Here is a 26,949-nt window from a genome sequence, read left to right as displayed (position 1 = left end):
GGAAGCTGTTTTACGAGCTTTGTTCACTACCCGATAATCAGTGTGAAAGATTATTTTGCGCGTGCAAGAATCGCGTACGCCAGGGCTTGAGCACCCATAACGCCAGACCGGCGGTGATAAAGTCGAAGGTAATAGCGCAGCTAAAGACCAGGTGCCAGTTATGGGTGTGCTGATACATCAGTGCCGCCAGCGGACCGCCAAAGATTGCGCCGATACCCTGTGAAATATACAACCAACCATAGTTCGCTGAAGCATTTTCACTGCCAAAGGTGTCGGTCAGTGTGGATGGGAACAGCGAGAAGATTTCACCCCAGCCAAAGAACACTACGCCTGAAAGCAGTACGAATAGCAACGGATCTTCGCGGCAGGCAAGCCACAGCGTCATCGCAACACCTTCCAGCGCGAAGGCAACAAACATAGTATTTTCGCGGCCGTAGCGGTCAGAAATAAAACCAAACAGTGGGCGTGTTAAACCGTTAGTGAAACGGTCGATAGTCAGCGCCAGGGGCAGCGCGGCCATACCGAAAATTACCGCCTTGCTGATGCCGAAGTCTTCGGCAAAAATCGCCATCTGCGAGGTTACCATCAGTCCCGATGTCGACATCATGGTCATCATGATGAACATCAGCCAGAACAGTGGCTGGCGCAGCATTTCCCCGGACCTGAACTGGCGCTGGTCCGGCACAGGCGACGGTATTTTGCTGACCGACATCGTCATGCTGGTTTCAGGCAGTCTCAGGCTTTGACTGGCGAGAAGACCCACGGCGGCAAAGAGCAGGCCAAATATGGTCATTGTCTGTTCCAGCCCGTAGCTGTTTAGAGAAATGGAAATCGGGAAGGTGGTAAAAATTGCCCCCATGCCGTAGCCCGCCGCCACGGTTCCGGCGGCAAAACCGCGCTGCTGTGGAAACCACTTCATTACCAGTCCCACCACGCCGATATAAACAATACCCGTACCCAGTCCGCCAAGACAGCCATAGACCAGATACAGTGAAGTCAGGCTATTGACCCGGGCGGCGATTACCCAGCTAAAACCTGCCATTAGTGTACCGATAGAGATCAGCAGACGTGGACCAAAACGCTCTACCAGTCGACCCTGGAAGGGTGAGAAAAATGTCTGCAGAATAATCAGCAGCGAGAACGTTACCTGCAGTTCCGCCAGCCCGACGCCGAGTTTAGCAATCATAGGTTTGGTTAACAGCGTCCAGACATACTGCGGACTGGAAATTGACGCCATGCAAAGTAATCCAAGCAGAAGCTGTACCCATTTGCTGTGTTTCGCTATTACCACCGGTTCGCTCATCGAGGCCATTGTCTGTCTCCAAAATTACGCTTTGCTCTGCTTAACCACTTTTTTGTCGCATTACCTGCTAATGCTCCATCCCCGAAACCTTCATCCTGACACGCAGATGTATACGTAAAGCCAAAAGCAGGATGTGTGCCAGTTTAAAAAAGGCATTAAATTCAACTGGTAATGGAATGGTGGTGGGAGTAAATGTTATGGGCTGCAAAAAAACAGTGCGCTGAGATGGTGCGTGGGAAGAGGGGTGATGGCCCGAAAAGCAATCCGGTACATTTTGATTTCCGGGATAATGCACTAATGACGTTTGTCGAAAAGTTGACCAGGTGCCTGAAATTCTCGGATTGGGGGTACAAAAAAGCCCGCAAGGCTTTCACCTTACGGGCTCTCAGGACTTCGATGATGGTTCTGCCATGATTGTCATATAAGTTTTTAAGCCTGATGTTCGCTTAACACCGCGTGGATCTGAAAAGAAGGGAAGACGTAAACGCGGTGAATCGGAAACCTTTATCGTCCAGACTGCATCATCAATAAAGTGAAAGTGAACGCTTTCACGGCTTGTACTGAGCTTTTCAAAAAAACCGGAGGAATATTCATTACCTAACTGCAAAGATTCAAGAACGCCATCATTGAGACTAATCAGCGTTACCGTAAGAAGTTCTTCATAAATTACATCATCCGTGGTGAAAATAAGGTAGCGGTCATTATCAACCTGAACTGCCGCCTCCAGTACATGGCCGGAAACAATAACACCGGTTGTTTTCCCTGCAACAATCACTTCTGACTTCGCTTGTTTAAATTCAGTCGCCGGACTGTTTTCAATCAAAGTTACTGTATTAACCGGCTGCATACTTATCTCCATATACGTCCCATCTCCCACGCAGCGACTGCGCCTCCCACAAATCCACCGAGGACAACGCAGACTGGCGCACCCGGACCGCACATTAACCCAGCCATCGCTCCGCCAGCAGCTCCTCCCGCAATGCCCGCACCGTTAATAGCCAGCTGTCTCCCCATTTCTGAAACCTTGTTCTCAGCTGTATAGATTTCATAAAAGGAGATGGCAATAGAAAGTACTATTAGTCCTTTTCCTGCGCGGGAAAGCCGCATCATCCTCAGATTAACTTGCGGGTTGGATTTACCAGCTGATTCAACAATGCTGGCATAAACCTGATTTTTTTGCGTTTCAGAAAGGGTATTAAAATTGGCCGTGGGACCGAAAAGTGAAGTTGCTTTTTTTGCTACTAACTCATTCAGCGTTTTGCCAGATGATTTCATCTGCTCTGCCATTGCACGGCCCAGCGGAGTACTTCTCGATCGGACCATATCCATTATCAGGTTTCGAGTTTCGTGGGCCTCACGTGCAGCCTGTTCCCATGTGATGAGGCCGATATTAGCCCGTGATCTGAGGTCTTCAGCCATTTCTTTAATGCGCTTTGAATATTCAAGACGTAAACGAGGATCTACTGAAAGCCGGGCCGCTGCCGCTGAAACATCCCCCTGAAGCGCATTAACAGCTTCTTCAAATCGCTCGCGTCCGCGACTATCCATTGAGTTCAAAAAAGAAGTGTCCATTTTTACTCCATTTCCCGCATTTGCCTGACTGTACCAAAACAAGCTGGGGATCAAAAATCAAATCATCCTGTTAAAAATGATTTTATAGAAAATCTTTCACACTATTCATCTTTGAGTTTTTGCATTAATAAACAATAACTTAAATTGTTATGGGTGGGTATGGTATTACGGATATCCTTCATCCGCGATGAAGCATGAGCGTAAAAAAAACCGGCTTTCGCCGGTTCGGGTAGTCAGGCTGCTGCCGGATCGTCGCACTTCGGCAGCCAGTCGGTGCTGCTTTCTTTCGCCAGGTAAAGGTTGGTCTGCATCCCCAGCTTTGTCCGCCGCTTAATGTAATGCTGTCCGTACTCCCGCATAATGCTTTCCAGCAACAGGCCGAACATCTTCATGCTGAGCGGATTCTTGTATCCGTTGCCTTCCATATAGGCCAGACAGGCCTGATAAAGGTAACGCCTGGGCTGAAGCGGCCTGATGCTGGCGTTCCCCATGTAAAGCGCGTTTGGCTCCGGCGTCGTGATCAGGTAGCTGCAGAAGTCCACCATCGGATCCGCATCGCGCTTGATGCGCATCGCCTCGTCAGAGTTCTGCTGCGACTGAAGCAACGCCCTTGCATCCTGTGGCTGGCTGGCTGGCTGGCTGGCTGGCTGGCTGGCTGAACTGCTGCATCAGCTGGCGCACGATAACGGCCAGCTCACCGCTGATTTTTTCCTTCAGCTGCGGGTCGCGCTCGTCTTCCGGGATGATTTCCGGGAAGTGCAGGATCACCCGGCGGCGTGATACGCCCCCGCTGCGGTCGGTGAAGCGCATCGGGTTGTTGTTTACCGCCAGAATTACCGCCGGAATGTGCGTTGAGTAGGCGTCGCAGTACTTCGGATTTACGGACAAAGTATCGCCGCCGTTAATGGCTTTGATGCGCACCGTCACTGCTACAAAATTACCGAATTGGTTTGGATGACTTCGGCTAATCACAAACACAAAAAAGCCCGCAAGGCTTTCACCTTGCGGGCTCTCAGGACTTCGATGATGGTTCTGGTAACCATCAACCAAGAATTTGGTGGAGCTGGCGGGAGTTGAACCCGCGTCCGAAATTACTACACCGTCGGCACTACATGCTTAGTCAGTTTTTACATTCGCCGGTTAGCTGCGAACAGACACGCCACTAACAGACTAGCCTGATTGGATTTAACGCTTCAACCCCAGGCAAGGCATCCACGCGATCTCTTTTGGGTTTGACTTCTCTTGATCCCCGTCTTAAGAGCGGAAGCTAGGGAGAGAAGGCTCTAAGCAGGTTATTAAGCTGCTAGTGCGTAGTTTTCGTCGTTTGCGACTATTTTTTTGCGGCTTTTTACGAGGCAAACCGCCCCTCGGCATGCTCCTAAGGCTTCACAATCCCGTCGAGTCCAGAATCAGCCCCAGAACTTCAAATACTAACAACAAAACAACTCAAAATCCAGTGCTTAACGCTTTGAATTCTTCATGATACGTGCTTTGTCTAATTGCCATTCGCGGTCTTTGATATCATCGCGCTTGTCGTGCTCTTTTTTACCGCGTGCAACACCAATCTTCAGTTTGCACCAGGCGTTCTTCCAGTACAGCGACAGCGCCACGATGGTGTAGCCTTCGCGGTTGACGCGGCCATACAGGGAGTCGAGTTCACGTTGCTTCAGCAGCAGCTTACGGCTGCGCGTCGGGTCACAGACCACGTGACTGGAGGCAACGGCTAAGGGTTGAAAGGTTGAACCGAACAGAAAGGCTTCGCCATCGCGCAGCAGAATATAGCTGTCGCTGATGTTGGCTTTACCAGCACGAAGTGACTTAACTTCCCATCCTTGTAACGACAATCCCGCTTCGTACTCCTCTTCAATGAAGTACTCGTGACGGGCGCGTTTGTTCATGGCAACAGTGGCAGAACCGGGTTTGTGTGCTTTTTTCTTTGTCATAGTGCGGCGTATTTTACATCACTTAGTCGGTTATCGCATCCCCAGTCCAGCGGGGCGGCAGGAAACGGGATATTCTAGCACACCCTCACTCGGGGGCATTTTTGTTTAATCGCTGAAAATGCTATTATTCAGCGGTTTCGTGATGAACAGGAACCATTATGGCTCAGATTAGTCGTTCGGCGCTGGTCCCGTTTAGTGCCGGGCAGATGTACAAACTTGTAAATGATGTGGATGCCTATCCGCAATTCCTGCCGGGTTGCACCGGAAGCCGCGTGCTGGATGCGTCAGATAATCAGATGACTGCGTCCGTGGATGTGTCGAAAGCGGGCATCAGCAAGACATTTACCACCCGCAATACCCTGACAGATAACCAGAGCATCCATATGCAACTGGTTGATGGACCGTTCCGCAAGCTGACCGGCGGCTGGAAGTTCGTCTCGCTGGGCGATGACGCCTGTAAGGTTGAATTAAGCCTGGAGTTTGAATTCACCAACATGCTGGTAGAGATGGCCTTTGGACGTATCTTCAAAGAGCTTGCCAACAGCATGGTGCAGGCTTTCACTCAGCGTGCCAAAGAGGTCTACAGTGCCTGAGATCTCCGTTGAGGTGGCCTACGCCTTACCTGAAAAACAGTATCAGCTTTACGTGAAAGTGGAGCAGGGCAGCACGGTAGAGCAGGCCATCCACAAGTCAGGGCTACTGGAACTGCGTCGGGAGATTGACCTCAGCAGTAACAAAGTCGGCATCTACAGTCGGCCTGTGAAGCTGGGTGATGAGGTTAATGAGGGCGATCGTATTGAGATCTATCGTCCGCTGATTGCCGATCCCAAAGAGCTGCGCCGTCAGCGCGCAGAGCGAGCGGCAGAAAGCAAAAAATAAGCCGTTATCCTGTCAGGCTCAGTGGATAGCGGGCATAAAAAAAGGCGCTCAGTGCGCCTTTTTGCTGTCTGCCGTTTAAACGGTCTTCCGTTCAATCAGTCGCTGTTGCTGACCAGGTTCTGCTTATTGTCGATGTTAGTCAGAACACCGTTACCATCAAAGTTCAGCGTCAGCGTCTGCTGCTTCACGCGCTCATGACCTGGCTCCTGACGGAAAACGTAATACCATACGTTGCTGCCAAACGGGTCTTTCATCATCGGCGTACCGAGCGTGTAAGCCACCTGTTGCTGTGTCATACCGGTATGGATCTTGGCTACGTCGTTGGCTACCAGATAGTTACCCTGGTTGATATCAGGACGATAGACCACGCGCTCTAAGGTGGAACATCCGGCGGTCATCATCAACATTACTACTGCCGCGGCAGTCAGCGTTTTACAGCGCATCTATACATTCCTTTTCCGGGGCCAAACGCCTTTTACAGGCGGTTTTCTTGCCATCAAAATCTGAACTCTGCCTGCGGCAGGCTTTATTACTTTGGCGACATAAGTGCCGATGATAATAAACCTTTTCGCTATTGGAAACCTCTACAGAGCAAGCTTATGACCCCAGCCGGTTAAAAAAGTGCGCTGCTATGCGGCTAAAAGTTCTTTTGCGTTGGCCAGGGTGTTACGTGTGACCTCGCTGCCACCCAGCAGTCGCGCCAGTTCCTGCAGACGTGCACGCTTGTCCAGCGGCTGCATATGGGTCTCGGTCATCGCACCATCAGTCTCTTTGCTGACATAAAAATGCTGATGACCACAACCGGCAACCTGCGGCAGGTGGGTTACACACATCACCTGAGTCGATTCGCCCAGCTGACGCAACAGTTTACCGACCACAGCGGCGGTCGGGCCGCTGATCCCGACATCCACTTCATCGAAAATCATCGCCGGCGTTTCCATTTTCTTCGCGGTGATCACCTGAATCGCCAGGGCGATACGTGACAGTTCACCGCCCGAAGCGACTTTACCCAGCGGCTGAAGTGGCTGACCTGGGTTAGTCGTCACCTGAAAATCAACGCGGCTCGCACCGTCTGCGGTCAGCTGATCCGGATTGAAGGTCAGCGCGATTTTAAACTGACCATGCGGCATCGAGAGCAGATGCATACTCTGGGTAATCAGCAGCTGCAACTCATCGGCATAGTGGCTGCGCTGCTGGTGCAGCTGCTCTGCGCTTTGCAGCGCTGCCTGATAGTGTTCACCCACCAGTAATTGCAGGCTCTCCTGATCGCTCTCATGCTGAGACAGCAGTTCCGCTTCTGCCAGCAGTTGCTGATGCAGTTCAGGCAGCCCTTCCGGGGTGACGTGATGCTTACGGGCTAAGGCGATCTGGCGCGAAATACGCTGTTCCAGTTCATACAAGCGGTTAGGATCCAGATCGAGGCTGTCGCAGTAGTGGCGCAGCTCATCGCTGGCTTCGCTCAGCTGAATCGCCGCCTCTTCCAGCAGGTTATGTACACCGTTCAGTTTCTCATCCAGCGAGGTCAGTTCTGAAATCATTTCACGCGCGCTATAGAGCAGGCTGTTGAGATTATTATCATCGCTGTCAGCTAACAGTTGCAGTGCCTGCTGGCTGGTCGACAGCAGCTGTCCGCTGTTGGCCAGACGCTTATACTCTTCGTCGATCTGCTCATATTCACCCTGCTGCGGAGCGAAGTCGTTCAGCTCTTTCAGCTGATACTGCAACAGCTCGCGGCGGGATTCGCGCTCCTGCGCCTGCTGCTGATGCAGCGCCAGGGTGCGGCAGCTCTGATGCCAGGTCTGATAGCTGGCGCGCATTTGCTGCAGCAGATCGTCGTGACCGGCATAGGCATCCAGCAGATGTTTCTGGTGGTCTGGTTTGAGCAGAAGCTGATGGGCATGCTGGCCGTGGATCTGAATCAATAACTGGCCAAGATCGCGCAGCTGAGAGAGCGGCACTGCTGTGCCATTGATAAAGCCGCGGGAACGTCCGTCAACGCTGATAACCCGGCGTAGCAGACATTCATTGCCATCGTCCAGATGATTATCAATCAGCCAGCGCTGAGCAGAAGGGGAGGACTTAAGCTGGAAGCGGGCGCAGAGGTCAGCCCGGCTGGCGCCCTGACGCACCATGTCGGCATCAGCACGACCACCCAGACATAACCCCAGCGCATCAATCGCGATAGACTTACCGGCACCGGTCTCACCAGTGATTGCTGTCATGCCGCGTTGAAAATCAATGTCGAGCTCACGAACGATAGCGAAATTACTGATGGTCAGTTGGGCCAGCATAGGTTCACCTGTATGAATAAACACATATGGTTTTTCATACAGTATAAACTGGTTTTTTATCCAGTAAAGAGGGGAGGCCGCATTTCAGAACAATTTTTTTGACCAGCCCAGTTTTGAACTCAGCGTATTGAAATAGCTGTAGTTTTTGGGGTGAATCAGGTTCAGGTGATTGGCGCTGCGTCGTATCAGTACATCTTCGCCTTCCTGAATCGGCAGTGCAATCTGGCTGTCACAGCTGATTTCCAGGTCGCTGCGGCGCGATGAAAAGCGCAAACGGATGGTACTGCTGCTGTTGATCACCAATGGCCGCGCTGACAGCGTATGCGGGAACATCGGCACCAGCACGATTGCTTCGAGTGACGGCGTCAGAATCGGGCCGCCCGCAGAGAGTGAATAGGCGGTCGAGCCGGTGGGGGTTGAGATAATCAGCCCATCCGATCGCTGGGAGAAGGCGAACACTTCATCGATATAGACTTCAAATTCGATCATGTGCGCGACTTTGCCGGGATGCAGCACCACTTCGTTGATAGCGGAGCCAATGCGCGGCGAGCAGTCAGATTTGCACACCTGCGCTTCCAGCAGAAAGCGGCTCTCGACGAAATAGTTGCCCTGCAACACCTCATCCAGCTGCTGCTGCGCATTGTCCGGGTCAAGGTCGGTAAGAAAGCCGAGATTACCGCGGTTAATCCCAATCACTTTAATGTCGTAGCGCGCCAGTACCCGCGCTGCGCCCAGCATATTGCCATCACCGCCCACCACGACCGCTAAATCAGCCTGCTGACCAATCTCCGCCAGCGTGCCCGTCTGAACGTCGTGAAGCGACAGCTCCTGCGCAATTTGCTTCTCAACGATCACTTGATAACCTTTGGCTGTCAGCCAGCGCCAGAGCATCTCATGCGTGGTTAACGCGGTGGGATGGCGCGGATGACCCACAATACCAATGCAGTTAAAGTGTTTGTTCATCTGGTCGGTGTTCCTTATAAGCCAAAACGGTAAGGCAATGTGATAGGTTCCCTTGAATCCGTCATACCAATCCCCATAATAAGCCAACCAGCGAAATGAATGTGCAAAACGCGGAGAAATTCATGAGTAGTAAAGAACAGAACACCCCAAACGAGCAAGTCTCAGACGAAATTCAGCAGGATCAGCAGCAACCTCAGGAAGCGGAGACAGCGGCAGAGGTGGATCCGCGTGATGAGCGTATTGCTCAGCTCGAAGCTGAATTAGCGCAGTCACAGACCGGTGTGCGCGATGCCCAGCTGCGTGCGCAGGCAGAGATTGAGAACATTCGTCGTCGTGCCGAGATGGACGTTGAGAAGGCGCACAAATTTGCGCTTGAGAAGTTTGCCAACGAACTGCTGCCGGTGATCGACAGCCTCGAACGTGCGCTGGAAGTGGCGAACAAAGAGGACCCACAGCTGGCTTCGATGATTGAAGGGATTGAACTGACCCTGAAAGGCCTGCTGGGCGCCGTGCGTAAATTCGGTGTTGAAGTGGTCGGCGAAACCGGCGTGCCATTTAACCCGGAAGTGCATCAGGCGATGTCGATGATGGAGTCTGAAGAGTTTGAGCCTAACCATGTCATGCTGGTCATGCAGCGTGGCTATACGCTGAATGGTCGCCTGCTGCGCCCGGCGATGGTTGCGGTTTCCAAAGCGAAAAGCTGATTCAACGCCTGAATCCCGTTACACGGCCGCGCACTGACGCGGCCGTGTGCTTTCTGGCGTCAGTCAGGTAAAACCGGCGTCCAGTCCACCGGCTTTTTACCGGCAGCGCTCAGCAGCTCATTGGTTGTTGAAAAGTGTTTGCAGCCGAAAAAGCCACGGTGCGCGGAGAGCGGCGAGGGATGCGGTGCCTGCAACACGTGATGGCGCTGGCGATCGATAATGCTGCCTTTCTTCTGCGCATGTGAACCCCACAGCAGAAAAACCACCCCTTCACAGTGCTGGTTAATCGCCGCAATCACATTATCCGTAAAAGTCTCCCAGCCAAATCGCGCATGGGAATGCGCTTTGCCCGCCTCAACCGTCAACACGGTGTTCAGCAACATCACGCCCTGTTTTGCCCAGCTCTCAAGAAAGCCATGATTTGGCTTCTGAAAACCTGGAATATCCTGCATCAGCTCTTTGTAGATATTCTGCAGAGATGGCGGCACCTGGACGCCGGGCAGTACCGAGAAGGCCAGGCCGTGCGCCTGATGAGGCCCGTGATAGGGATCCTGACCGAGTATCACGACGTTGACGTCGCCCAGCTCCGTCAGGCGAAAGGCGTTGAAGACATCTTTCTGCGGCGGATAGACCGTGACACCTGCGGCGCGTTGATCGGCGACCTGCTTCAGCGTCTCGATAAAATAGGGTTTCTCTTTCTCTTCAGCCAGCACGTCGTGCCAGGTCAGCTTTTCAGCCATGTTTAACTCCCTTAACGTTAGTGCCATAAGCTTAGCGGTTCCTGCCGCTGACCTGAAGGCAAAAATAATTTGAATAATACAAATTAAGTTTAGGTGGCAGGGGTATTGAGATCAACGGGTTAGCTTAAAAGCGGCCGGAATGCCTGATTAATATTGATACAAGTCAAAACTGTCCGAAATCAAAGGTGATATACCGGGGCCTCAAATTTGATTTATCCACGTATTACCCGGGAGACGCAATCATGATCACTGGTATCCAGATCACTCAATCAAACAATTCACAACTACTGAACTCCTTCTGGCTGCTGGACGAAGAGAAAGCCGAAGCGCGTTGCCTGTGTGCAAAAGCGGGCTACGAAGAAGATCAGGTTGTCGCCATCAGCGAGCTGGGCGAATTCGCTTACCGTGAAGTGCCGGTTGAAATCAAACCTCAGGTACGTGTTGAAGGTGGACAGCATCTGAACGTCAACGTTCTGCGTCGCGAAACGCTGGAAGATGCAGTTAAACATCCTGAAAACTATCCGCAGCTGACTATCCGTGTTTCAGGCTATGCCGTGCGTTTTAACTCACTGACGCCTGAGCAGCAGCGCGACGTGATTACTCGTACCTTTACTGAAAGTCTTTGAGCAGCCTGAGTTAGCGGCTGCTGAAAATTAGCGCAAAGCGCACACAGCAATTTTTATTAATATTATGAATAAGATAAACAATTAACTGCCCGGCACGCTGATGCCAGTGTCATGAAGAAAGCGCTCTGGCAGCCAAAAGTTTGTGAAAGGGCTGTTACTGATTATCAGATAAAAAAAATCGCCTCCTGTGAGGCGATTTTTTTATGGCTGCGATGATTTATTCCGCATTCTCGTTAGCTGGCGTACTGCCGCTTGCCTTGCGGCGTTTGCCGACATTTTTGGCATCACGATGGCGTTTTTTCACACGCGGTTTTTCTGTTTCACTGGCTTTCTGCTCTGCACGCTTCGCCAGAACCTTTTTCGACGGTTTGCCGGTCGTTTTAGCACTTGGCGCCCGCGTCTCAGGACGCAGCTCATCAATCACGCGCGCTTTGATCGGCTCGTTCACATAGCGGGTGATTTTGCCCAGCAGCACGAAATCGTGCGCTTCAACCAGTGAGATGGCGATGCCTTTACGGCCCGCACGACCGGTACGCCCGATGCGGTGCAGATAAGTATCGGCGGTGCGCGTCATGTCATAGTTGAAGACGTGACTGACATCTTCAACGTCAATACCGCGCGCGGCAATATCCGTCGCAACCAGCACGTTAACGCGGCCTTCACTCAGACGTTTAATCGCTTCGTTACGCTTTGCCTGCACCATTTCGCCTTCAAGATAGCTGCTACGAATCCCCGCTTCGTGCAGCCAGCTCACCAGCTCATGCAGACGTTCACGCTTACGCACGAAGACGATGCTGCGCGTCACATCCGGCTGTTTCAGCAGATGGATCAGTAATTTGGTCTTATGCTGCAGATCGTCAGCGCGGTAGTACCACTGCTGGATCTTTTTGCGCTCACGGCGGCTTGGGTCCGCTTCCAGCTCAACCGGATCGTTCAGCAGACGCTCGGCGAAGTCACGGATATTGTCGCCTTCCAGCGTGGCCGAGAACAGCAGGGTTTGCTTGCGCCAGCGCGTTTCAGCCGCGATGGTTTCGATATCCTGGGCAAAGCCCATATCGAGCATGCGGTCCGCTTCATCCAGCACCAGGGTTTCTACTGCGCGGCAGTCAAAGTTCTCTTCTTTGATGTACTGCAGCAGACGGCCGGTGGTGGCGACCACGATGTCCTGGTTTTCGCTGAACACTTCGGCATGGTTCATATAGGCCACGCCGCCAGTGATGGTGGCGATGTCCAGATGGGTATGTTTCGCCAGCTCACGCGCATGATCGGCGACCTGCATCGCCAGTTCGCGGGTCGGAGTCACAATCAGGATGCGTGGCGGGCCAGATTTCTTACGCGGAAAATCAAGGAGGTGCTGCAACGCCGGTAACAGATACGCGGCGGTTTTCCCGGTCCCTGTAGGTGCCGAACCCAGAACGTCACGGCCCTCCAGCGCGGGCGGAATTGCAGCAGCCTGGATCACTGTTGGGCGCGTAAAGCCTTTTTCCTGCAACGCTTGTAGCAGGCTTTCGTCGAGTTCGAGTTCGGAAAATGTGGTTACTGTCATGGTCTACCTCAGTTTGGGGCGCTGATTATAGACAGATCAGACTGAATCTTCATCTGTTAATCCGTTTCGGCTGCGCCTGGGATTGTCTGCCGCGTGAATTCCCTCTGTTGTCACGTTACACTCATGCGCTGCCGTACGGCAGGAAAAAAACGATGGTAGTGACGAATGATGCAGGATAAGCCGCGTGAACGGCCACAGTTAAACAAGAACGGTTTTACCTTTAAACAATTTTTTGTCGCGCACGATCGCTGTGCGATGAAAGTGGGCACCGATGCCATTCTGCTTGGGGCCTGGGCGCCGGTTGCCGGGGTAAAACGTATTCTGGATATTGGCAGCGGCAGCGGGCTTATCGCGCTGATGCTGGCGCAGCGTACGCCGTCGCCGGTCAACATCGATGCGGTTGAGCTAGAACCGCAAGCCGCGCTTCAGGCGCAGGAGAATGTGCAGCAGTCGCCGTGGCCTGAACGTATTCAGGTACATCAGCGTGATATCGCCGACTGGGCTGAAGAGTGCGATAAACGTTACTCGCTAATCGTCAGCAATCCGCCTTATTTTGCACCTGGCGTGGCCTGTTCTACTGCGGCACGGGACAGCGCCCGTGCGACTGCCTCGCTCGATCATCAGACACTGTTGCGCAGTGCTGCATTACTGATTGAAGAAGAGGGGATGTTCTGCGTGGTGCTGCCCACCGCGACCGGCCAGGAATTCATCGCCCTGGCGCAGGCGGATGGCTGGCACCTGCGTTTCCGGCTGGACGTGGCGGAATATGCCCATCGTCCGCCGCACCGCGTCCTGCTGGGGCTGTCGCCGCAGGCCGGGGAAAACCTGCTGGAGCGCCTTGCTATCCGCACGCCGGACACCCGCTATTCTGATGAGTGGTGTAGCCTGACGCGGGAGTTCTATCTTTTTATGTAGTCCGGCGGCGTCAGGATGGTTGGCCGCGCCTCGGGCAGTAAATCCGGGTAGTCGCGGATATAGTGCAGGCCGCGACTCTCTTTTCGCTCCAGCGCACAGCGCACCATCAGGTCAGCGACCTGCACCAGATTCCGTAGCTCCAGCAGGTTATTGGAGAGGCGGAAATGACGATAATATTCATCGATCTCCTGCTGAAGCAGGTTGATGCGACGCAGCGCCCGCTCCAGCCGCCGGGTCGTGCGGACGATTCCCATGTAATCCCACATGAATAACCGCAGCTCGTGCCAGTTATGCTGGATCACCACGCGCTCATCGGCGTCATCGACCTGGCTTTCATCCCATGCGGGTAGCGCAGTAACGGCTTCGATGGCGGGCAGGGTGCGAATCAGCTCCTCTGCGGCGGACCAGCCATAAACCAGACACTCCAGCAGCGAATTGGATGCCATGCGGTTAGCGCCATGCAGGCCGGTATAACTCACCTCACCGATGGCATAGAGGCCACTGACGTCGGTCTGGCCGTGCTGATCAACGACCACGCCGCCACAGGTGTAGTGCGCGGCAGGCACAATCGGGATAGGTTCTTTGGTGAGGTCAAAACCAAAGGTCAGCAACTTCTCATAGATCATCGGGAAGTGCGCGCGAACAAATTCCTCAGGCTGATGGCTGATATCCAGATACATACAGTCAACGCCCAGCCGCTTCATCTCATGATCGATGGCCCGGGCGACGATATCGCGCGGGGCGAGTTCGGCACGCTCATCGAAATCGGGCATGAAACGGCTGCCATCGGGACGCAACAGCCAGGCACCTTCTCCGCGTAACGCTTCGGTTAACAGGAAATTCTGCGCCTGCGGATGAAACAGGCAGGTCGGGTGGAACTGATTAAATTCCAGATTGGCAACCCGGCAGCCGGCACGCCAGGCCATCGCGATGCCGTCACCGGAGGCGATGTCGGGGTTAGTCGTATATTGATAGACTTTGGCGGCACCACCGGTTGCAACCACCACGGCCCGTGCCCGACAGGTTTCCACCTGTTCGCGATTGCGGTTCCAGATCCACGCGCCTACTACACGGCGTGGGCCTGGCAGGCCGATTTTATCTGAAAGAATCAGATCGACCGCGTTGGTGCGTTCCAGAATCCGGATGTTGGGATGGCTCAACGCCTGGCTTACCAGCGTCGTTTCAACCGCATGGCCGGTGGCGTCAGCGCTGTGCAGGATACGGCGATGACTGTGGCCGCCTTCCCGCGTCAGGTGATAACGCATGTCGCCGGCCGCCTGCGGATCGAGATCAAAGGCGACACCGTTGTCGATCAGCCACTGCACGCAATGCCGGGCATTACTGGCGATAAACGAGACGGCTTCACGATCGCATAATCCTGCTCCGGCAATCAGCGTATCTTCGATGTGCGACTCGATGCTGTCAGTCTCATCAAACACCGCAGCAATACCGCCCTGGGCATAAAGGGTTGACCCCTCATTGACCTGCGCTTTACTGAGAACTGTCACCTGATACTGTTTTGCCAGCCGCAACGCCAGCGACAGGCCAGCAGCACCGCTGCCCACAATGAGTACATCACACTGATAATCCGGGTTCGCATTCATCATAATGTTTAATTTACTAAACAAGAATAGGCCTGAGCATAAGCGCAATGGGGGTTGCTGTGAAGTATTTTAAACATCTGGCGCAGGTTTTTGTCTGATGATTTCCCAAAGTTACTTAATATCAGTGAGTTAAAACCGGGTTGGTTTTGTCGCGGTTTTTTATAGCAAACTTATTAAACCTAAAGGATTTAATGATGAAAAAGCTGTTGTCATAGGTTACTCTGCCTGCGATTTACGCTCCTTACACTGAACGAAAACGAAGAACCTGTGTAATGTCCATTGGAGCGGTAAATATCAGGGCGAGAAGTGAACTTCGCACCACATCACAACTCTAAGCGCATGCTTGCTCAGAACCATGAGATGTGCTGGCAGTTACTTTTATGCGTATGAAAAATTTGGGGAGACATTACCTCGGATGAGCGAGCAGTTGACGGACCAGGTCCTTGTCGAGCGCGTACAGAAGGGAGATCAAAAAGCTTTCAACTTACTGGTGATTCGTTACCAGCATAAAGTGGCGAGCCTGGTTTCACGCTATGTTCCCTCGGGCGACGTACCTGATGTAGTACAGGAATCGTTTATTAAAGCGTATCGCGCACTGGATTCATTCCGGGGTGATAGCGCGTTTTATACCTGGCTGTACCGCATTGCGGTTAATACAGCGAAAAATTACCTGGTTGCTCAGGGGCGTCGTCCGCCATCCAGCGATGTGGATGCTATTGACGCAGAAAATTTCGAAAGTGCGGGTGCATTAAAAGAAATTTCGAACCCTGAGAACTTAATGTTGTCAGAAGAATTGAAACAAATTGTCTTTCGTACCATCGAGGCGCTACCCGAGGACTTGCGTATGGCAATCACCCTCAGGGAACTGGACGGTCTGAGTTATGAAGAGATCGCCGTCATTATGGATTGCCCGGTAGGCACTGTTCGATCACGTATCTTTCGTGCGCGAGAGGCCATTGATAACAAAGTTCAACCGCTTATCCAACGTCAGTGATAACGGCTACTGGAAGGGTACATAGGCATGCAGAAAGAAAAACTTTCCGCTTTAATGGATGGTGAGACCTTAGATAACGAGCTGTTTTCCGCCTTGTCTAAGGACGCAGAATTACAGAAAAGCTGGGCAAGCTATCATCTCATTCGCGATACCATGCGCGGTGATGTGGGCGATGTCCTGCATTTTGATATTTCTGCGCGCGTCGCTGCTGCCATCGAAAAAGAACCGTTGCGTACGGTTACAACGCTGATCCCTGAAGCTCAGCCAGAACCTTCCCGCTGGGAAAAAATGCCGTTCTGGAAAAAAGCGCGCCCGTGGGCTGCGCAACTGACCCAGGTCGGTGTCGCTGCCTGTGTTTCACTGGCCGTGATCGTAGGCGTTCAGCACTATAACCAGCCAGAGGGCAGCGCCACACAGACCTCTGACTCTCCGGTGTTCAATACGATGCCGATGATGGGCAAAGCGTCTCCGGTGAGCCTGGGCGTACCGTCTGATGCATTTGACACCAACAGTTCTAACCAGCAGGTTCAGGACCAGCGTCGTCGCGTAAATGCCATGCTGCAGGATTACGAACTGCAACGTCGCCTGCACGCTGACCAGCTGCAGTTTGAAACCACTGCGCCAAAACAGGCGCAGGTTGATGTTCCCGGAAATCAATCATTAGGACAGCAACAGCAGTAATGAAGCCGCTTTGGTATGCTGTTAGCCTGCTGACAGGCAGCCTGTTGTGGTCATCTGCCGCCCCGGCGCAACCTTCTGCGTCCGGGGCGCTATTGCAGCAGATGGAGCAGGCAAGTCAGAACCTCAACTACGAATTCGCCTATATCAACGTCTCCCGCATCGGTATCGAATCGCTGCGTTATCGTCATGCTGTAATCGATAACCGGATATTCGCGCAGCTGTTGCAGATGGACGGGCCACGTCGGGAAGTGATCCAGCGCGGCAACGATATCAGTTACTTCGAACCCGGCCTCGATCCCTTTTCGCTCCCCGGCAATCACATTATCGATGCTTTGCCGTCGGTGATTTTTGCTGACTTCACCAAGCTTGCTACAGCCTATGATTTTATTACCGTAGGCCGCTCGCGCATTGCCGATCAGATGTGTGATGTGTTGCGCATCGTTTCACGCGATGGTACTCGTTACAGCTATGTGGTCTGGCTGGATGTGGACACCAAGCTGCCGCTGCGCATCGACCTGCTCGATCGTGATGGCGAAACGCTGGAACAGTTCCGCGTCATCAGCTTTGCGGTGGACGAAGGGGTGCGTAATCTGATGCAGGGGCTGGAGAAAGCCAATCTGCCTCCGTCGCTTTCGGTGCCGAAAGGGGATGCGGTCACGCTCACCTGGCAGCCTGGCTGGATACCTGCCGGTATGTCGCTGGTGTCGCAGAATCGTCGCACGCTACCCGGTCTGAACAAAAATATGGAATCGAAGCTCTACAGCGATGGCCTGTTTAGTTTCGCGATCAACGTGACGCCGGCCGATAAAACCAGCACAACGCAGACATTGCGCACTGGGCGTCGTACGGTCCAGACCGTTGTGCGCAATAATAACGAAATAGCGGTGATCGGCGAATTACCGCCCTCTACCGCAAAACGTATTGCGGACAGCATCGACCTGGGGTCACAAAAATGATGAGAGAATGGGCCACCGTGGTGGCATGGCAGGATGGCATCGCCACGCTGCACACCGAAGCTAAAACCTCCTGTAACAGCTGCCAGGCGCGTAAAGGCTGTGGCAGCCATATGCTGAATAAGCTCGGTCCGAAGAATGCCCATGTGATGCAGATCGCCAGCAGCAAGCCGCTGCAGCCGGGGCAGCGGATCGAACTCGGTATCAAAGAGAGCAGCCTGCTGGGTTCAGCGTTGCTGGTCTACATGACGCCGCTGTTTGGCCTGTTCCTGGTTTCCGGGCTGTTTCAGGCGCTGTTCAGCAGCGATCTGGCCGCCGCCTGCGGTGCGCTGCTGGGCGGTATCGGGGGCTTTATTGTCGCCAAGGGCGTTTCAATGAAATTCGGCGATAGAGAAGCCTTTCAGCCGGTCATTCTGAACATCGCCTTGCCTCCCGATGCGCTGCGTGTTGAAAGCGAAGCGTAACGCACGTCCAGGCCGCGCATCCCGCGGCCTTTGTCTGTTCTGCCTCGCGCAGATATCTGTTTCGCTTCCACCACGTTCCATTCTTTTATGCGCGGCGTTAACAGTGTAATATGCGTCGTCATTAATGAGGCTGACAGGATTGTGGGTAAAGAGCGATCTTCCTGAATGTGTCTGTGCTCAGGTTTTCAACTGAATTTTAAGCGAAGATATCCCAATAAATGAAGCACATAAGAAATTTCTCCATCATCGCTCATATCGACCATGGCAAATCTACGCTCTCTGACCGCCTGATTCAGATTTGCGGCGGCCTCACCGCTCGTGAAATGGCTGCGCAGGTTCTTGACTCTATGGATCTGGAGCGTGAACGTGGCATCACCATCAAAGCACAGAGCGTCACACTCGATTACCACGCGAAAGACGGCCAAACTTACCAGCTCAATTTCATCGATACCCCAGGCCACGTAGACTTCTCCTATGAAGTTTCCCGCTCACTGGCCGCCTGCGAAGGCGCGCTGCTGGTGGTGGATGCCGGTCAGGGTGTTGAAGCGCAGACACTGGCGAACTGCTACACCGCGATGGAGATGGATCTGGAAGTGGTGCCGGTTCTGAACAAAATTGACCTGCCTGCTGCCGATCCCGATCGCGCCGCGCAGGAAATTGAAGATATCGTCGGCATTGATGCGACTGACGCGGTGCGCTGCTCAGCCAAAACCGGCGTCGGCGTTCCGGAAGTGCTGGAACGCTTAGTGCGCGACATTCCGCCGCCTGAAGGCGATCCGGAAGCGCCGCTGCAGGCACTGATTATCGACTCCTGGTTCGATAACTACCTGGGTGTTGTTTCCCTGGTGCGCGTGAAAAACGGCACCATGCGCAAAGGCGACAAGATCAAAGTCCTGAGCACCGGCCAGGTTTATAACGCTGACCGCCTGGGTATCTTTACCCCGAAACGGGTTGATCGTAATGAGCTGAACTGCGGTGAAGTAGGCTGGCTGGTCTGCGCCATTAAAGATATCCTCGGCGCACCCGTGGGCGATACGCTGACTACCGCACGTAACCCGGCAGACAAAGCGCTGCCAGGCTTTAAAAAAGTGAAGCCACAGGTTTACGCCGGTCTGTTCCCTATCAGCTCTGACGACTATGAAGCGTTCCGTGATGCGCTCGGTAAGCTGAGCCTGAACGACGCCTCGCTGTTCTATGAGCCAGAAAGCTCAACGGCGCTGGGCTTTGGTTTCCGCTGCGGCTTCCTCGGTCTGCTGCACATGGAGATCATCCAGGAGCGTCTGGAGCGCGAATACGATCTCGATCTGATCACTACTGCACCGACGGTGGTGTATGAAGTCGTGACCACCAGCGGCGAAATCGTTCATGTCGACAGCCCATCCAAGCTGCCGGCACTGAACAATATCGAAGAGCTGCGTGAACCGATTGCCGAATGTCACATGCTGCTGCCGCAGGAATATCTGGGCAACGTTATCACGCTCTGTATTGAGAAGCGTGGCGTGCAGACCAACATGGTTTACCACGGCAATCAGGTAGCACTGACTTACGAAATTCCGATGGCTGAAGTGGTACTCGACTTCTTTGACCGTCTGAAATCAACCTCGCGCGGTTATGCCTCGCTGGATTACAACTTTAAACGGTTCCAGCCTTCAGACATGGTACGCGTCGACGTACTGATTAACTCTGAACGTGTGGATGCGCTGGCGCTGATTACCCACCGTGACAACGCGCCTTATCGCGGACGCGATCTGGTTGAGAAAATGAAAGAGCTCATCCCGCGTCAGCAGTTTGATATTGCGATTCAGGCTGCCATCGGCAACCACATTATCGCGCGTTCAACGGTGAAACAGCTGCGTAAAAACGTTCTCGCCAAGTGTTATGGCGGTGACGTCAGCCGTAAGAAGAAACTGTTGCAGAAACAGAAAGATGGTAAGAAGCGAATGAAGCAGGTTGGTAACGTTGAGCTGCCACAGGAAGCGTTCCTCGCCATTCTGCATGTCGGTAAGGACAGCAAATAAGGATTTCCAATGGCTAATATGTTCGCCCTGATTCTGGCGATAGCGACGCTGATTACTGGCATCGTATGGGTAATTGATCGTTTTAAATGGGCACCCGCGCGTCGCGCGAAACAGGCTGAGGCTCAGGCCCAGACCGGTAACGCGCTCGACAGCAAAACGCTGGCGAAGGTCGCTGCTAAGCCAGGCTGGGTTGAAACCACCGCATCTGTGTTCCCGGTGCTGGCCGTGGTTTTCATCGTGCGTTCGTTTATCTACGAACCGTTCCAGATTCCCTCTGGCTCGATGATGCCGACGCTGCTGATTGGTGACTTTATCCTGGTGGAGAAGTTTGCTTACGGCATCAAGGATCCGATCACCCAGACGACGCTGATCCCAACCGGTCAGCCGAAGCGCGGCGATATCGCGGTATTTAAATACCCGAAAGATCCGAGCCTGGATTACATTAAGCGCGTTATCGGCCTGCCGGGCGACAAAGTCATTTATGATCCTTACAGCAAAACGCTGACGGTGAAACCGACCTGCTCCGATGATAAAGCCTGTGACACAGCGTTAGCGGTAACTTACACCGACGTTGAGCCAAGCAACTTTGTTCAGACCTTTAGCGGCTTTGATGGCAACGAAACTGGCAACGGTTTTTATCAGGTGCCGCAGGGCGATACCCTGCGCGGTGGTTTGCGCCTGGGAACCCGCAAAGAGACAATTGGTAACGTGACGCATGACATTCTGCTGGTAAACGAAGCGCAGAGTCAGGCAGGCATGTATTATCAGCAGCCGGGTCAGCCGCAGGCGAGCTGGGTCGTGCCGAAAGGGCAATACTTCATGATGGGCGACAACCGTGATAACAGCGCCGACAGCCGCTACTGGGGCTTTGTCCCGGAGCGTAATCTGGTCGGTAAAGCGGTCGCTATCTGGATGAGCTTTGAGAAACAAGAAGGCCAGTGGCCAACCGGCGTGCGATTCAGTCGCATCGGTGGTATCCACTAACATTATTGTCTGATTAACAGGCAAATCGGGTGGCCTCCTCAGGGAGGCCACTGCACACCAAACGGAACGTGTTGGATTACCAGCCCCGTTTGGTATGCAGAGTCACAGACGCAACAAAGAACTGGAATCGCATGAACCCCATCCTGATTAACAAGCTTCAGCGCAAACTGGGCTACACTTTTACTCATTCGGAACTGTTACAGCAGGCCCTGACTCACCGCAGCGCCAGCAGTAAGCACAACGAACGCCTGGAATTTCTTGGCGATTCTATTCTTAGCTATGTGATTGCTAATGCCCTTTATCACCGCTTCCCGCGGGTTGATGAAGGTGACATGAGCCGCATGCGCGCCACGCTGGTGCGGGGCAACACGCTGGCTGAAATGGCACGCGAATTTGATCTTGGCGAGTGCCTGCGCCTGGGACCCGGTGAGCTGAAAAGCGGCGGTTTCCGTCGTGAATCGATCCTGGCGGATACGGTGGAAGCGCTGATTGGCGGTATCTTCCTCGACAGCAGTATCGAGCGGGTAGAGCAGCTGATCCTCGACTGGTATCAGACCCGCCTCGACGAAATCAGTCCTGGCGACAAACAAAAAGATCCGAAAACGCGCCTGCAGGAGTATCTGCAGGGACGTCATCTGCCACTGCCAAGTTATCTGGTGGTACAGGTACGTGGCGAAGCCCACGATCAGGAATTCACCATCCACTGTCAGGTGAGTGGCATGGCCGAGCCGGTTGTCGGCGTCGGCTCCAGCCGTCGTAAAGCTGAGCAGGCAGCGGCTGAACAGGCACTGATAAAATTAGGTCTTGAATAGATCTGTCGGGATGACAGTGCCGGAACCGGCACTGAACCATTAACCCGACACTCTATCCCGGCGTCAGAAGACGCTGAATGACACATGACTCAAATAGCACTCTTTCGGCGCCGCATCAGGCGCTGAACAATTCAGGACTCGAATGAGCGAAAACGTTACTTATTGCGGCTTTGTCGCGATTGTTGGCCGACCAAACGTCGGTAAATCCACCTTACTGAACCAGTTGCTGGGGCAGAAGGTGTCGATCACCTCGCGTAAGCCGCAAACCACGCGCCACCGCATCATGGGCATTCATACCGAAGGCGAATATCAGGCGATCTACGTCGATACTCCCGGTCTGCACATGGAAGAGAAGCGCGCCATTAACCGTCTGATGAACCGCGCAGCCAGCAGTTCCATTGGCGACGTAGAACTGGTGATCTTCGTGGTTGAAGGCACCCGCTGGACGCCCGATGATGAGATGGTGTTGGGCAAACTGCGCGACAATAAAGTGCCGGTGGTGCTGGCGATCAATAAGGTCGATAACATCCAGGATAAAAGCATTCTGCTGCCGCATCTGCAGTTCCTGAGCCAGCAGATGAACTTCCTCGATATCGTGCCTATTTCCGCTGAGAGCGGCAAAAACGTCGATACCATTGCGGCGATTACCCGCAAGCATCTGCCGCAGGCCGATCATCACTTCCCGGAAGATTACATCACCGACCGCTCACAGCGTTTCATGGCGTCAGAGATGATCCGTGAAAAACTGATGCGCTTCCTGGGTGCTGAACTGCCTTACTCCGTTACGGTTGAGATCGAGCGTTTCGTGACCAACGAACGTGGCGGTTACGACATCCACGGTCTGATTCTGGTTGAGCGCGAAGGGCAGAAGAAGATGGTGATTGGCAACAAAGGCGCCAAAATCAAAGTCATCGGAACAGAAGCGCGCAGGGACATGGAAGAGATGTTCGAAGCGAAAGTGCATCTCGAACTGTGGGTGAAAGTGAAATCCGGCTGGGCAGATGACGAACGTGCGCTGCGCAGCCTGGGTTATACAGACGATCTCTGATTCAATGGAAGGCTGGCAACGCGCCTTTGTGCTGCATAGTCGTCCCTTCAGCGAAACCAGTCTGCTGCTCGACCTGTTCAGCGAAAGCGAAGGGCGGGTGCGGGTTCTGGCCAAGGGCGCACGTTCGCGGCGCTCGCAGCTGAAGGGGGCGTTACAGCCTTTTACCCCGCTGCTGGTTCGCTGGAGCGGGCGCGGGGAAGTCAAAACCCTGCGCAATGCCGAGGCGGTGTCGCTGGCCTTACCGCTCAGCGGCATCACGCTCTACTGCGGTCTTTACGTCAATGAGCTGGTCTCTCGCGTATTGCAGCAGGAATTCCCCTTCTCAGAACTCTTCTTCGACTATCTCAACTGCCTTCAGGCATTAGCCTCAACGCACGGCAAGCCCGAACCGGCACTGCGACGTTTTGAACTGGCGCTGCTCGGTCACCTGGGTTATGGCGTCGATTTCCTGCACTGCGCCGGCAGCGGCGAGCCGGTCAGCGACAACATGACGTACAGCTACCGCGAAGAGCGCGGCTTTATTGCCAGCCTGGTGGTCAATCAGCGTAGCTTTACCGGCCGCGAATTGCGCGCCCTGTGCGAGCGAGAGTTTCCCGATGCCGACACCCTGCGCGCCGCGAAGCGGTTTACCCGCATCGCCCTGAAGCCCTATCTTGGTGGCAAGCCGCTGAAGAGTCAGGAGCTGTTCCGCCAGTTTACCCCGAAGAAAAAGCCTGAACAGGCAGAAGAATAGCGCTGGTCGTACCGCCTGTTTCACTTTGCGCGGTACACTCAACATCACGATGAAAAAGAAGTGAGGATGGTCATGGCTGAGTTGCTGTTAGGCGTCAATATCGATCACATTGCCACGGTGCGTAACGCCCGTGGGACAAACTATCCCGATCCGGTGCAGGCGGCGTTTATCGCCGAGCAGGCGGGCGCAGACGGTATTACCGTGCACCTGCGCGAAGATCGCCGTCACATCACTGACCGCGACGTGCGTATCCTGCGTGACACTATCCAGACGCGGATGAATCTGGAGATGGCGGTCACCGATGAGATGATCGGCATCGCCTGTGATATCCAGCCCCATTTCTGTTGCCTGGTGCCGGAAAAGCGTCAGGAAGTGACCACTGAAGGCGGGCTGGATGTGGCGGGGCAGCAGGAGAAGATGAACGCGGCCGTACGACTGCTGAGTGACGCAGGCATTCTGGTTTCGCTGTTTATCGATGCCGATCACCGTCAGATTGAAGCGGCCGTGGCCAGCGGAGCGCCTTACATCGAAATTCATACCGGCGCTTACGCCGAAGCACCAGAGGGACTGGCGCGTGACGCTGAGCTGGCGCGTATCCGTCACGCCGCAACCTTTGCCGCCAGCCTGGGACTGAAGGTCAATGCCGGTCACGGTCTGACCTATCACAACGTGCTGCCGATTGCGGCGCTGCCGGAAATGCACGAGCTGAATATCGGCCATGCGATTATTGGTCGTGCGGTGATGAGTGGCCTGCCGGATGCGGTCAAAGAGATGAAGCAGCTGCTGCGTGAAGCCCGTCGCTGATGGCTATTCTGGGACTGGGTACGGACATCGTTGAGATTGAACGTATCGCCGGGGTGATAGAGCGCTCCGGCGACCGGCTGGCACGGCGGGTGCTGAGCGAAGCCGAATGGCAGCAATATCAGTCGCACAAGCAGCCGGTGCGCTTTCTCTCTAAACGCTTTGCGGTAAAAGAGGCGGCAGCAAAAGCCTTTGGCACCGGCATTCGCGGTGGTCTGGCGTTTAATCAGTTTGAAGTTTATAACGATGCGCTGGGAAAACCGGGATTACGCTTCTTTCAGCATGCCGCTGAAGTGGCAGAGAGGCTGGGCGTTAAACACGTTCACGTGACGCTGGCCGATGAGCGTCACTACGCCTGCGCCACGGTGATCATTGAAAGCTAGCCGTGCAGCAGCACGAACTTCTCCCACAGCGCATCACGTGATTCGGTGTGCTGTGGGTCAATGATGATGGTGTTATCGATGGGGCATACCTGCTGACAGGTTGGCGTCTCATAGTGCCCGACGCATTCCGTGCAGCGGCTGACATCAATCTCATAGATCGCATCGCCCAGTGAAATGGCCTGGTTCGGACACTCCGGTTCACACATATCGCAATTAATGCATCTGGACGTAATCAACAGCGCCATTTTACCCACCTGATAACAACAGAAAAAGCGCGGGTATTATACGCGCTGCCGCTGCTCAGACCAGCTTTTTCACCAGCGCTTCGCTGTGGCGAATATGGCTGGACGCGCGTTCCGGATCGTTTTGCACCAGCGCCATAAACAGCAGATCGGTCAGTGCCAGCTGCGCCGTGGTCGAGGAGATGGCCGCGCTGCGGGTACTCTGCTCCTCCGCCACCGTATAGAGACAGTAACTGGCGCTCTGCTGCAGCGTATTCGGCGTAAAGCCGGTAAAGGCCACCACATCGGCGCCCACCTGAACCGCTTCCTGCGCAGCCAGATTGATCTCCCGCCGTTCACCGGTGTAAGAGATGGCGAGCAGCACATCGCCTGGCCCCATCGCCTGCACGCTGGCCAGCAGGGCGTGCATATCCTGCTCCGCCACCGCATTAATGCCGATCTTCATCAGTTTCCAGGAGAAGTCCTTCGCCACCAGACCCGAAGCGCCGATGCCCACCAGTAAAATACGCCGGGCATTTTTCAGCAGCTGCAACACATCGTTGAGTTTCTCTTCGCTGTTGATATCCAGCGTGGCGCGGATCGCCGAGAGTTTCTCCGTCAGCAGCTTCTCACCCACCATTTTAAGGGGATCGTCGCTGAGGATATGGTTATGCACGGTAATGGCATCCTTGTCCGCCAGTGACTCACTCAGGGCCAGCTTAAGCGCCGGAAAACCTTTGTATCCCAGTTTCTGAGCAAACTTCACCACGCTCGACTGGCTGACGCCAGACTCTTCCGCCAGCTTTTGCGAACTCAGGTGGCGCGCCCGATCGGGTTGCGACAGTAAAAAATCAGCCAGCCGACGCTCGTTCAATGCCAGACGTGGATAAAGCTGGCGAATGCGCAGCAATGAACTCATGCCCAATCCTCGTAATTCAGGGATAATCTGTGAAGAATAAACTATTCATCAGGCATTGTAGTCATCGGAATTAAAAATGATAGTCATCGCCGTAGCGCCTGATGATGGCTACACTACTCTTTATCATTCCAGAATCAGCCTGAAGGAGAGTTGTTTGACCAGGGGAACACAACGTCGCGTCGTATTTTTTGACCTGGATGGCACTTTGCACCAGCAGGACATGTTCGGCACTTTTATGCGCTATCTGCTGCGTCGCCGACCGCTTAATCTGCTGCTGGTGGTGCCGTTATTGCCGGTAGTAGGTATCGGCTTGCTGTTTAAAGGCCGGGCGGCACGCTGGCCCATGAGCCTGCTGCTCTGGTCTATTACTTTTGGCCGTTCTGAGCGGACGCTGCTGCAACTCGAAGCCGAATTTGCGCAGTGGTTTCGCCTGCGCGTCAAAGCCTTTCCGGTGGTTCAGCAGCGTCTGACCGATTACCTCGGCAGTGATGATGCTGACGTCTGGCTCATCACCGGATCGCCACAGTCTCTGGTGGAGCAGGTCTATTACGACTCCGCGTTTCTGCCACGGGTGAAGCTGATTGCCAGTCAGATGCAGCGCGGCTGGGGCGGGCGGGTACTGGCAATGCGCTGCCTCGGCCATGAGAAAGTGGCACAGCTGGAAGAGAAAATCGGCACGCCGCTACAGCTTTACAGCGGCTATAGCGACAGCAAACAGGACAACCCGCTGCTGTTTTTCTGTCAGCATCGCTGGCGCGTAACACCCGCAGGTGAGCTGCAACAGCTGGAATAAGTTTCTAAAGGATCGGTGAGACCGCTATAATGCGCCGCTTTTCTGTCGCCCGGAGTGGT

Annotated in this window: 29 protein-coding genes, 1 other RNA gene and 1 pseudogene; 17 read left to right on the top strand and 14 right to left on the bottom strand. The window is 54.0% G+C overall.

The window, feature by feature from the left end; genetic code table 11:
• Window positions 1–37: 37 nt before the first annotated feature.
• From oxlT to smpB, 6 genes and pseudogenes are all read right to left on the bottom strand, one after another.
• On the bottom strand, window positions 38–1,312 hold the full coding sequence (gene oxlT / locus EPG66_RS10555; protein WP_182686709.1) for an oxalate/formate MFS antiporter: 1,275 nt from the start codon (window positions 1,310–1,312) through the stop codon (window positions 38–40).
• A 376-nt stretch (window positions 1,313–1,688) separates the two neighbouring features.
• Window positions 1,689–2,150, bottom strand: a complete 462-nt coding sequence (locus EPG66_RS10550) for a hypothetical protein (RefSeq protein WP_182686707.1) — start codon at window positions 2,148–2,150, stop codon at window positions 1,689–1,691.
• 2 nt (window positions 2,151–2,152) lie between these two features.
• The gene (locus EPG66_RS10545) at window positions 2,153–2,875 is read right to left on the bottom strand and encodes a hypothetical protein (protein WP_182686705.1); all 723 of its coding nucleotides are present in this window, start codon (window positions 2,873–2,875) and stop codon (window positions 2,153–2,155) included.
• 233 nt (window positions 2,876–3,108) lie between these two features.
• Window positions 3,109–3,790, bottom strand: a pseudogene (locus EPG66_RS10540) (primase-like DNA-binding domain-containing protein); the annotation flags it as partial.
• 140 nt (window positions 3,791–3,930) lie between these two features.
• Window positions 3,931–4,292: a transfer-messenger RNA gene (ssrA, locus tag EPG66_RS10535) on the bottom strand.
• 43 nt (window positions 4,293–4,335) lie between these two features.
• Window positions 4,336–4,818: an SsrA-binding protein SmpB gene (gene smpB / locus EPG66_RS10530; protein WP_010257694.1), complete on the bottom strand. Its 483-nt coding sequence runs from the start codon at window positions 4,816–4,818 to the stop codon at window positions 4,336–4,338.
• A 158-nt stretch (window positions 4,819–4,976) separates the two neighbouring features.
• Between smpB and EPG66_RS10525 the strand changes: the two genes are divergently transcribed.
• A complete protein-coding gene (locus EPG66_RS10525; RefSeq protein WP_010257692.1) occupies window positions 4,977–5,411 on the top strand; it encodes a type II toxin-antitoxin system RatA family toxin in 435 nt (144 codons plus the stop codon).
• Window positions 5,404–5,697 (top strand): RnfH family protein, encoded by a 294-nt coding sequence (locus tag EPG66_RS10520; RefSeq protein WP_182686703.1) that lies wholly within the window; start codon window positions 5,404–5,406, stop codon window positions 5,695–5,697. The genes EPG66_RS10525 and EPG66_RS10520 overlap by 8 nt, the downstream gene beginning before the upstream one ends.
• Window positions 5,698–5,792: 95 nt before the next feature.
• Here the strand turns inward: EPG66_RS10520 and bamE are convergent, their stop codons facing one another.
• The 3 genes from bamE to nadK form a co-directional block, all read right to left on the bottom strand.
• Window positions 5,793–6,140, bottom strand: coding sequence for an outer membrane protein assembly factor BamE (bamE, locus tag EPG66_RS10515; protein WP_031594148.1), 348 nt, complete (start codon window positions 6,138–6,140; stop codon window positions 5,793–5,795).
• Between the two features lie 186 nt (window positions 6,141–6,326).
• Window positions 6,327–7,988 (bottom strand): DNA repair protein RecN, encoded by a 1,662-nt coding sequence (gene recN, locus EPG66_RS10510; protein WP_182686701.1) that lies wholly within the window; start codon window positions 7,986–7,988, stop codon window positions 6,327–6,329.
• An 84-nt stretch (window positions 7,989–8,072) separates the two neighbouring features.
• Complete coding sequence (gene nadK, locus EPG66_RS10505; protein WP_010257685.1) at window positions 8,073–8,951, bottom strand: NAD(+) kinase; 879 nt, start codon at window positions 8,949–8,951, stop codon at window positions 8,073–8,075.
• Window positions 8,952–9,073: 122 nt separating this feature from the next.
• On the opposite strand from nadK, the gene grpE reads away from it, so the two are divergent.
• Window positions 9,074–9,655, top strand: coding sequence for a nucleotide exchange factor GrpE (gene grpE, locus EPG66_RS10500; RefSeq protein ID WP_010257683.1), 582 nt, complete (start codon window positions 9,074–9,076; stop codon window positions 9,653–9,655).
• A gap of 59 nt (window positions 9,656–9,714) precedes the next feature.
• On the opposite strand, the gene ung is transcribed toward grpE, so the two are convergent.
• Window positions 9,715–10,395: a uracil-DNA glycosylase gene (ung, locus tag EPG66_RS10495; protein ID WP_069025295.1), complete on the bottom strand. Its 681-nt coding sequence runs from the start codon at window positions 10,393–10,395 to the stop codon at window positions 9,715–9,717.
• Window positions 10,396–10,637: 242 nt separating this feature from the next.
• On the opposite strand from ung, the gene grcA reads away from it, so the two are divergent.
• Window positions 10,638–11,021, top strand: a complete 384-nt coding sequence (grcA, locus tag EPG66_RS10490; RefSeq protein WP_010672180.1) for an autonomous glycyl radical cofactor GrcA — start codon at window positions 10,638–10,640, stop codon at window positions 11,019–11,021.
• A gap of 217 nt (window positions 11,022–11,238) precedes the next feature.
• On the opposite strand, the gene srmB is transcribed toward grcA, so the two are convergent.
• On the bottom strand, window positions 11,239–12,567 hold the full coding sequence (srmB, locus tag EPG66_RS10485; protein ID WP_010257676.1) for an ATP-dependent RNA helicase SrmB: 1,329 nt from the start codon (window positions 12,565–12,567) through the stop codon (window positions 11,239–11,241).
• Window positions 12,568–12,732: 165 nt separating this feature from the next.
• On the opposite strand from srmB, the gene trmN reads away from it, so the two are divergent.
• Window positions 12,733–13,482 carry a tRNA(1)(Val) (adenine(37)-N(6))-methyltransferase TrmN gene (gene trmN, locus EPG66_RS10480; protein ID WP_083069256.1) on the top strand — a complete coding sequence of 250 codons (750 nt, stop codon included), beginning with the start codon at window positions 12,733–12,735 and terminating at the stop codon, window positions 13,480–13,482.
• On the opposite strand, the gene nadB is transcribed toward trmN, so the two are convergent.
• Window positions 13,467–15,086, bottom strand: coding sequence for an L-aspartate oxidase (gene nadB, locus EPG66_RS10475; RefSeq protein ID WP_010671303.1), 1,620 nt, complete (start codon window positions 15,084–15,086; stop codon window positions 13,467–13,469). The genes trmN and nadB overlap by 16 nt on opposite strands.
• 415 nt (window positions 15,087–15,501) lie before the next feature.
• Between nadB and rpoE the strand changes: the two genes are divergently transcribed.
• The 11 genes from rpoE (at window position 15,502) to acpS (ending at window position 24,957) form a co-directional block, all read left to right on the top strand.
• Window positions 15,502–16,080 (top strand): RNA polymerase sigma factor RpoE, encoded by a 579-nt coding sequence (gene rpoE / locus EPG66_RS10470; protein ID WP_010257669.1) that lies wholly within the window; start codon window positions 15,502–15,504, stop codon window positions 16,078–16,080.
• Window positions 16,081–16,107: 27 nt separating this feature from the next.
• A complete protein-coding gene (gene rseA, locus EPG66_RS10465; RefSeq protein WP_010257667.1) occupies window positions 16,108–16,761 on the top strand; it encodes an anti-sigma-E factor RseA in 654 nt (217 codons plus the stop codon).
• The gene (gene rseB, locus EPG66_RS10460) at window positions 16,761–17,717 is read left to right on the top strand and encodes a sigma-E factor regulatory protein RseB (RefSeq protein WP_010257666.1); all 957 of its coding nucleotides are present in this window, start codon (window positions 16,761–16,763) and stop codon (window positions 17,715–17,717) included. Before rseA ends, rseB begins: the two co-directional genes overlap by 1 nt.
• Window positions 17,714–18,178, top strand: a complete 465-nt coding sequence (gene rseC / locus EPG66_RS10455) for a SoxR-reducing system protein RseC (protein WP_010257664.1) — start codon at window positions 17,714–17,716, stop codon at window positions 18,176–18,178. The genes rseB and rseC overlap by 4 nt, the downstream gene beginning before the upstream one ends.
• A gap of 218 nt (window positions 18,179–18,396) precedes the next feature.
• Complete coding sequence (gene lepA, locus EPG66_RS10450) at window positions 18,397–20,196, top strand: translation elongation factor 4 (RefSeq protein WP_010257661.1); 1,800 nt, start codon at window positions 18,397–18,399, stop codon at window positions 20,194–20,196.
• Window positions 20,197–20,205: 9 nt separating this feature from the next.
• Entirely contained in the window at window positions 20,206–21,180 is a 975-nt protein-coding gene (lepB, locus tag EPG66_RS10445) for a signal peptidase I (protein ID WP_010257658.1), read from the top strand.
• Between the two features lie 131 nt (window positions 21,181–21,311).
• Window positions 21,312–21,992 carry a ribonuclease III gene (rnc, locus tag EPG66_RS10440; protein WP_010257656.1) on the top strand — a complete coding sequence of 227 codons (681 nt, stop codon included), beginning with the start codon at window positions 21,312–21,314 and terminating at the stop codon, window positions 21,990–21,992.
• Window positions 21,993–22,134: 142 nt separating this feature from the next.
• The gene (era, locus tag EPG66_RS10435) at window positions 22,135–23,040 is read left to right on the top strand and encodes a GTPase Era (protein ID WP_010257653.1); all 906 of its coding nucleotides are present in this window, start codon (window positions 22,135–22,137) and stop codon (window positions 23,038–23,040) included.
• 4 nt (window positions 23,041–23,044) lie between these two features.
• Window positions 23,045–23,773: a DNA repair protein RecO gene (gene recO, locus EPG66_RS10430; protein WP_182686747.1), complete on the top strand. Its 729-nt coding sequence runs from the start codon at window positions 23,045–23,047 to the stop codon at window positions 23,771–23,773.
• Between the two features lie 72 nt (window positions 23,774–23,845).
• Window positions 23,846–24,577: a pyridoxine 5'-phosphate synthase gene (gene pdxJ / locus EPG66_RS10425; protein ID WP_010257647.1), complete on the top strand. Its 732-nt coding sequence runs from the start codon at window positions 23,846–23,848 to the stop codon at window positions 24,575–24,577.
• Entirely contained in the window at window positions 24,577–24,957 is a 381-nt protein-coding gene (gene acpS / locus EPG66_RS10420; protein WP_033758661.1) for a holo-ACP synthase, read from the top strand. The genes pdxJ and acpS overlap by 1 nt, the downstream gene beginning before the upstream one ends.
• Here the strand turns inward: acpS and EPG66_RS10415 are convergent.
• Window positions 24,954–25,202 (bottom strand): YfhL family 4Fe-4S dicluster ferredoxin, encoded by a 249-nt coding sequence (locus EPG66_RS10415; protein WP_010671305.1) that lies wholly within the window; start codon window positions 25,200–25,202, stop codon window positions 24,954–24,956. The genes acpS and EPG66_RS10415 overlap by 4 nt on opposite strands.
• A gap of 55 nt (window positions 25,203–25,257) precedes the next feature.
• On the bottom strand, window positions 25,258–26,097 hold the full coding sequence (locus EPG66_RS10410; RefSeq protein WP_010257643.1) for a MurR/RpiR family transcriptional regulator: 840 nt from the start codon (window positions 26,095–26,097) through the stop codon (window positions 25,258–25,260).
• Window positions 26,098–26,251: 154 nt separating this feature from the next.
• Between EPG66_RS10410 and yfhb the strand changes: the two genes are divergently transcribed.
• On the top strand, window positions 26,252–26,890 hold the full coding sequence (gene yfhb, locus EPG66_RS10405) for a phosphatidylglycerophosphatase C (protein ID WP_010257641.1): 639 nt from the start codon (window positions 26,252–26,254) through the stop codon (window positions 26,888–26,890).
• The last annotated feature ends 59 nt before the right edge of the window (window positions 26,891–26,949 follow it).

The organism is Pantoea pleuroti (genome assembly GCF_014156615.1).
Lineage (GTDB): Bacteria > Pseudomonadota > Gammaproteobacteria > Enterobacterales > Enterobacteriaceae > Pantoea > Pantoea agglomerans.
Note: the sequence above shows the minus strand (reverse complement) of the source record. Positions and strands in the feature narration are given on the sequence as shown.

Excerpts from the sequence above, each read along its gene's own strand:
- oxlT (WP_182686709.1), bottom strand. The coding sequence starts at position 1,312 with ATGGCCTCGATGAGCGAACCGGTGGTAATAGCGAAACACAGCAAATGG.
- EPG66_RS10550 (WP_182686707.1), bottom strand. The coding sequence starts at position 2,150 with ATGCAGCCGGTTAATACAGTAACTTTGATTGAAAACAGTCCGGCGACT.
- EPG66_RS10545 (WP_182686705.1), bottom strand. The coding sequence starts at position 2,875 with ATGGACACTTCTTTTTTGAACTCAATGGATAGTCGCGGACGCGAGCGA.
- smpB (WP_010257694.1), bottom strand. The coding sequence starts at position 4,818 with ATGACAAAGAAAAAAGCACACAAACCCGGTTCTGCCACTGTTGCCATG.
- EPG66_RS10525 (WP_010257692.1), top strand. The coding sequence starts at position 4,977 with ATGGCTCAGATTAGTCGTTCGGCGCTGGTCCCGTTTAGTGCCGGGCAG.
- bamE (WP_031594148.1), bottom strand. The coding sequence starts at position 6,140 with ATGCGCTGTAAAACGCTGACTGCCGCGGCAGTAGTAATGTTGATGATG.
- recN (WP_182686701.1), bottom strand. The coding sequence starts at position 7,988 with ATGCTGGCCCAACTGACCATCAGTAATTTCGCTATCGTTCGTGAGCTC.
- nadK (WP_010257685.1), bottom strand. The coding sequence starts at position 8,951 with ATGAACAAACACTTTAACTGCATTGGTATTGTGGGTCATCCGCGCCAT.
- grpE (WP_010257683.1), top strand. The coding sequence starts at position 9,074 with ATGAGTAGTAAAGAACAGAACACCCCAAACGAGCAAGTCTCAGACGAA.
- ung (WP_069025295.1), bottom strand. The coding sequence starts at position 10,395 with ATGGCTGAAAAGCTGACCTGGCACGACGTGCTGGCTGAAGAGAAAGAG.
- grcA (WP_010672180.1), top strand. The coding sequence starts at position 10,638 with ATGATCACTGGTATCCAGATCACTCAATCAAACAATTCACAACTACTG.
- srmB (WP_010257676.1), bottom strand. The coding sequence starts at position 12,567 with ATGACAGTAACCACATTTTCCGAACTCGAACTCGACGAAAGCCTGCTA.
- trmN (WP_083069256.1), top strand. The coding sequence starts at position 12,733 with ATGATGCAGGATAAGCCGCGTGAACGGCCACAGTTAAACAAGAACGGT.
- nadB (WP_010671303.1), bottom strand. The coding sequence starts at position 15,086 with ATGAATGCGAACCCGGATTATCAGTGTGATGTACTCATTGTGGGCAGC.
- rpoE (WP_010257669.1), top strand. The coding sequence starts at position 15,502 with ATGAGCGAGCAGTTGACGGACCAGGTCCTTGTCGAGCGCGTACAGAAG.
- rseA (WP_010257667.1), top strand. The coding sequence starts at position 16,108 with ATGCAGAAAGAAAAACTTTCCGCTTTAATGGATGGTGAGACCTTAGAT.
- rseB (WP_010257666.1), top strand. The coding sequence starts at position 16,761 with ATGAAGCCGCTTTGGTATGCTGTTAGCCTGCTGACAGGCAGCCTGTTG.
- rseC (WP_010257664.1), top strand. The coding sequence starts at position 17,714 with ATGATGAGAGAATGGGCCACCGTGGTGGCATGGCAGGATGGCATCGCC.
- lepA (WP_010257661.1), top strand. The coding sequence starts at position 18,397 with ATGAAGCACATAAGAAATTTCTCCATCATCGCTCATATCGACCATGGC.
- lepB (WP_010257658.1), top strand. The coding sequence starts at position 20,206 with ATGGCTAATATGTTCGCCCTGATTCTGGCGATAGCGACGCTGATTACT.
- rnc (WP_010257656.1), top strand. The coding sequence starts at position 21,312 with ATGAACCCCATCCTGATTAACAAGCTTCAGCGCAAACTGGGCTACACT.
- era (WP_010257653.1), top strand. The coding sequence starts at position 22,135 with ATGAGCGAAAACGTTACTTATTGCGGCTTTGTCGCGATTGTTGGCCGA.
- recO (WP_182686747.1), top strand. The coding sequence starts at position 23,045 with ATGGAAGGCTGGCAACGCGCCTTTGTGCTGCATAGTCGTCCCTTCAGC.
- pdxJ (WP_010257647.1), top strand. The coding sequence starts at position 23,846 with ATGGCTGAGTTGCTGTTAGGCGTCAATATCGATCACATTGCCACGGTG.
- acpS (WP_033758661.1), top strand. The coding sequence starts at position 24,577 with ATGGCTATTCTGGGACTGGGTACGGACATCGTTGAGATTGAACGTATC.
- EPG66_RS10415 (WP_010671305.1), bottom strand. The coding sequence starts at position 25,202 with ATGGCGCTGTTGATTACGTCCAGATGCATTAATTGCGATATGTGTGAA.
- EPG66_RS10410 (WP_010257643.1), bottom strand. The coding sequence starts at position 26,097 with ATGAGTTCATTGCTGCGCATTCGCCAGCTTTATCCACGTCTGGCATTG.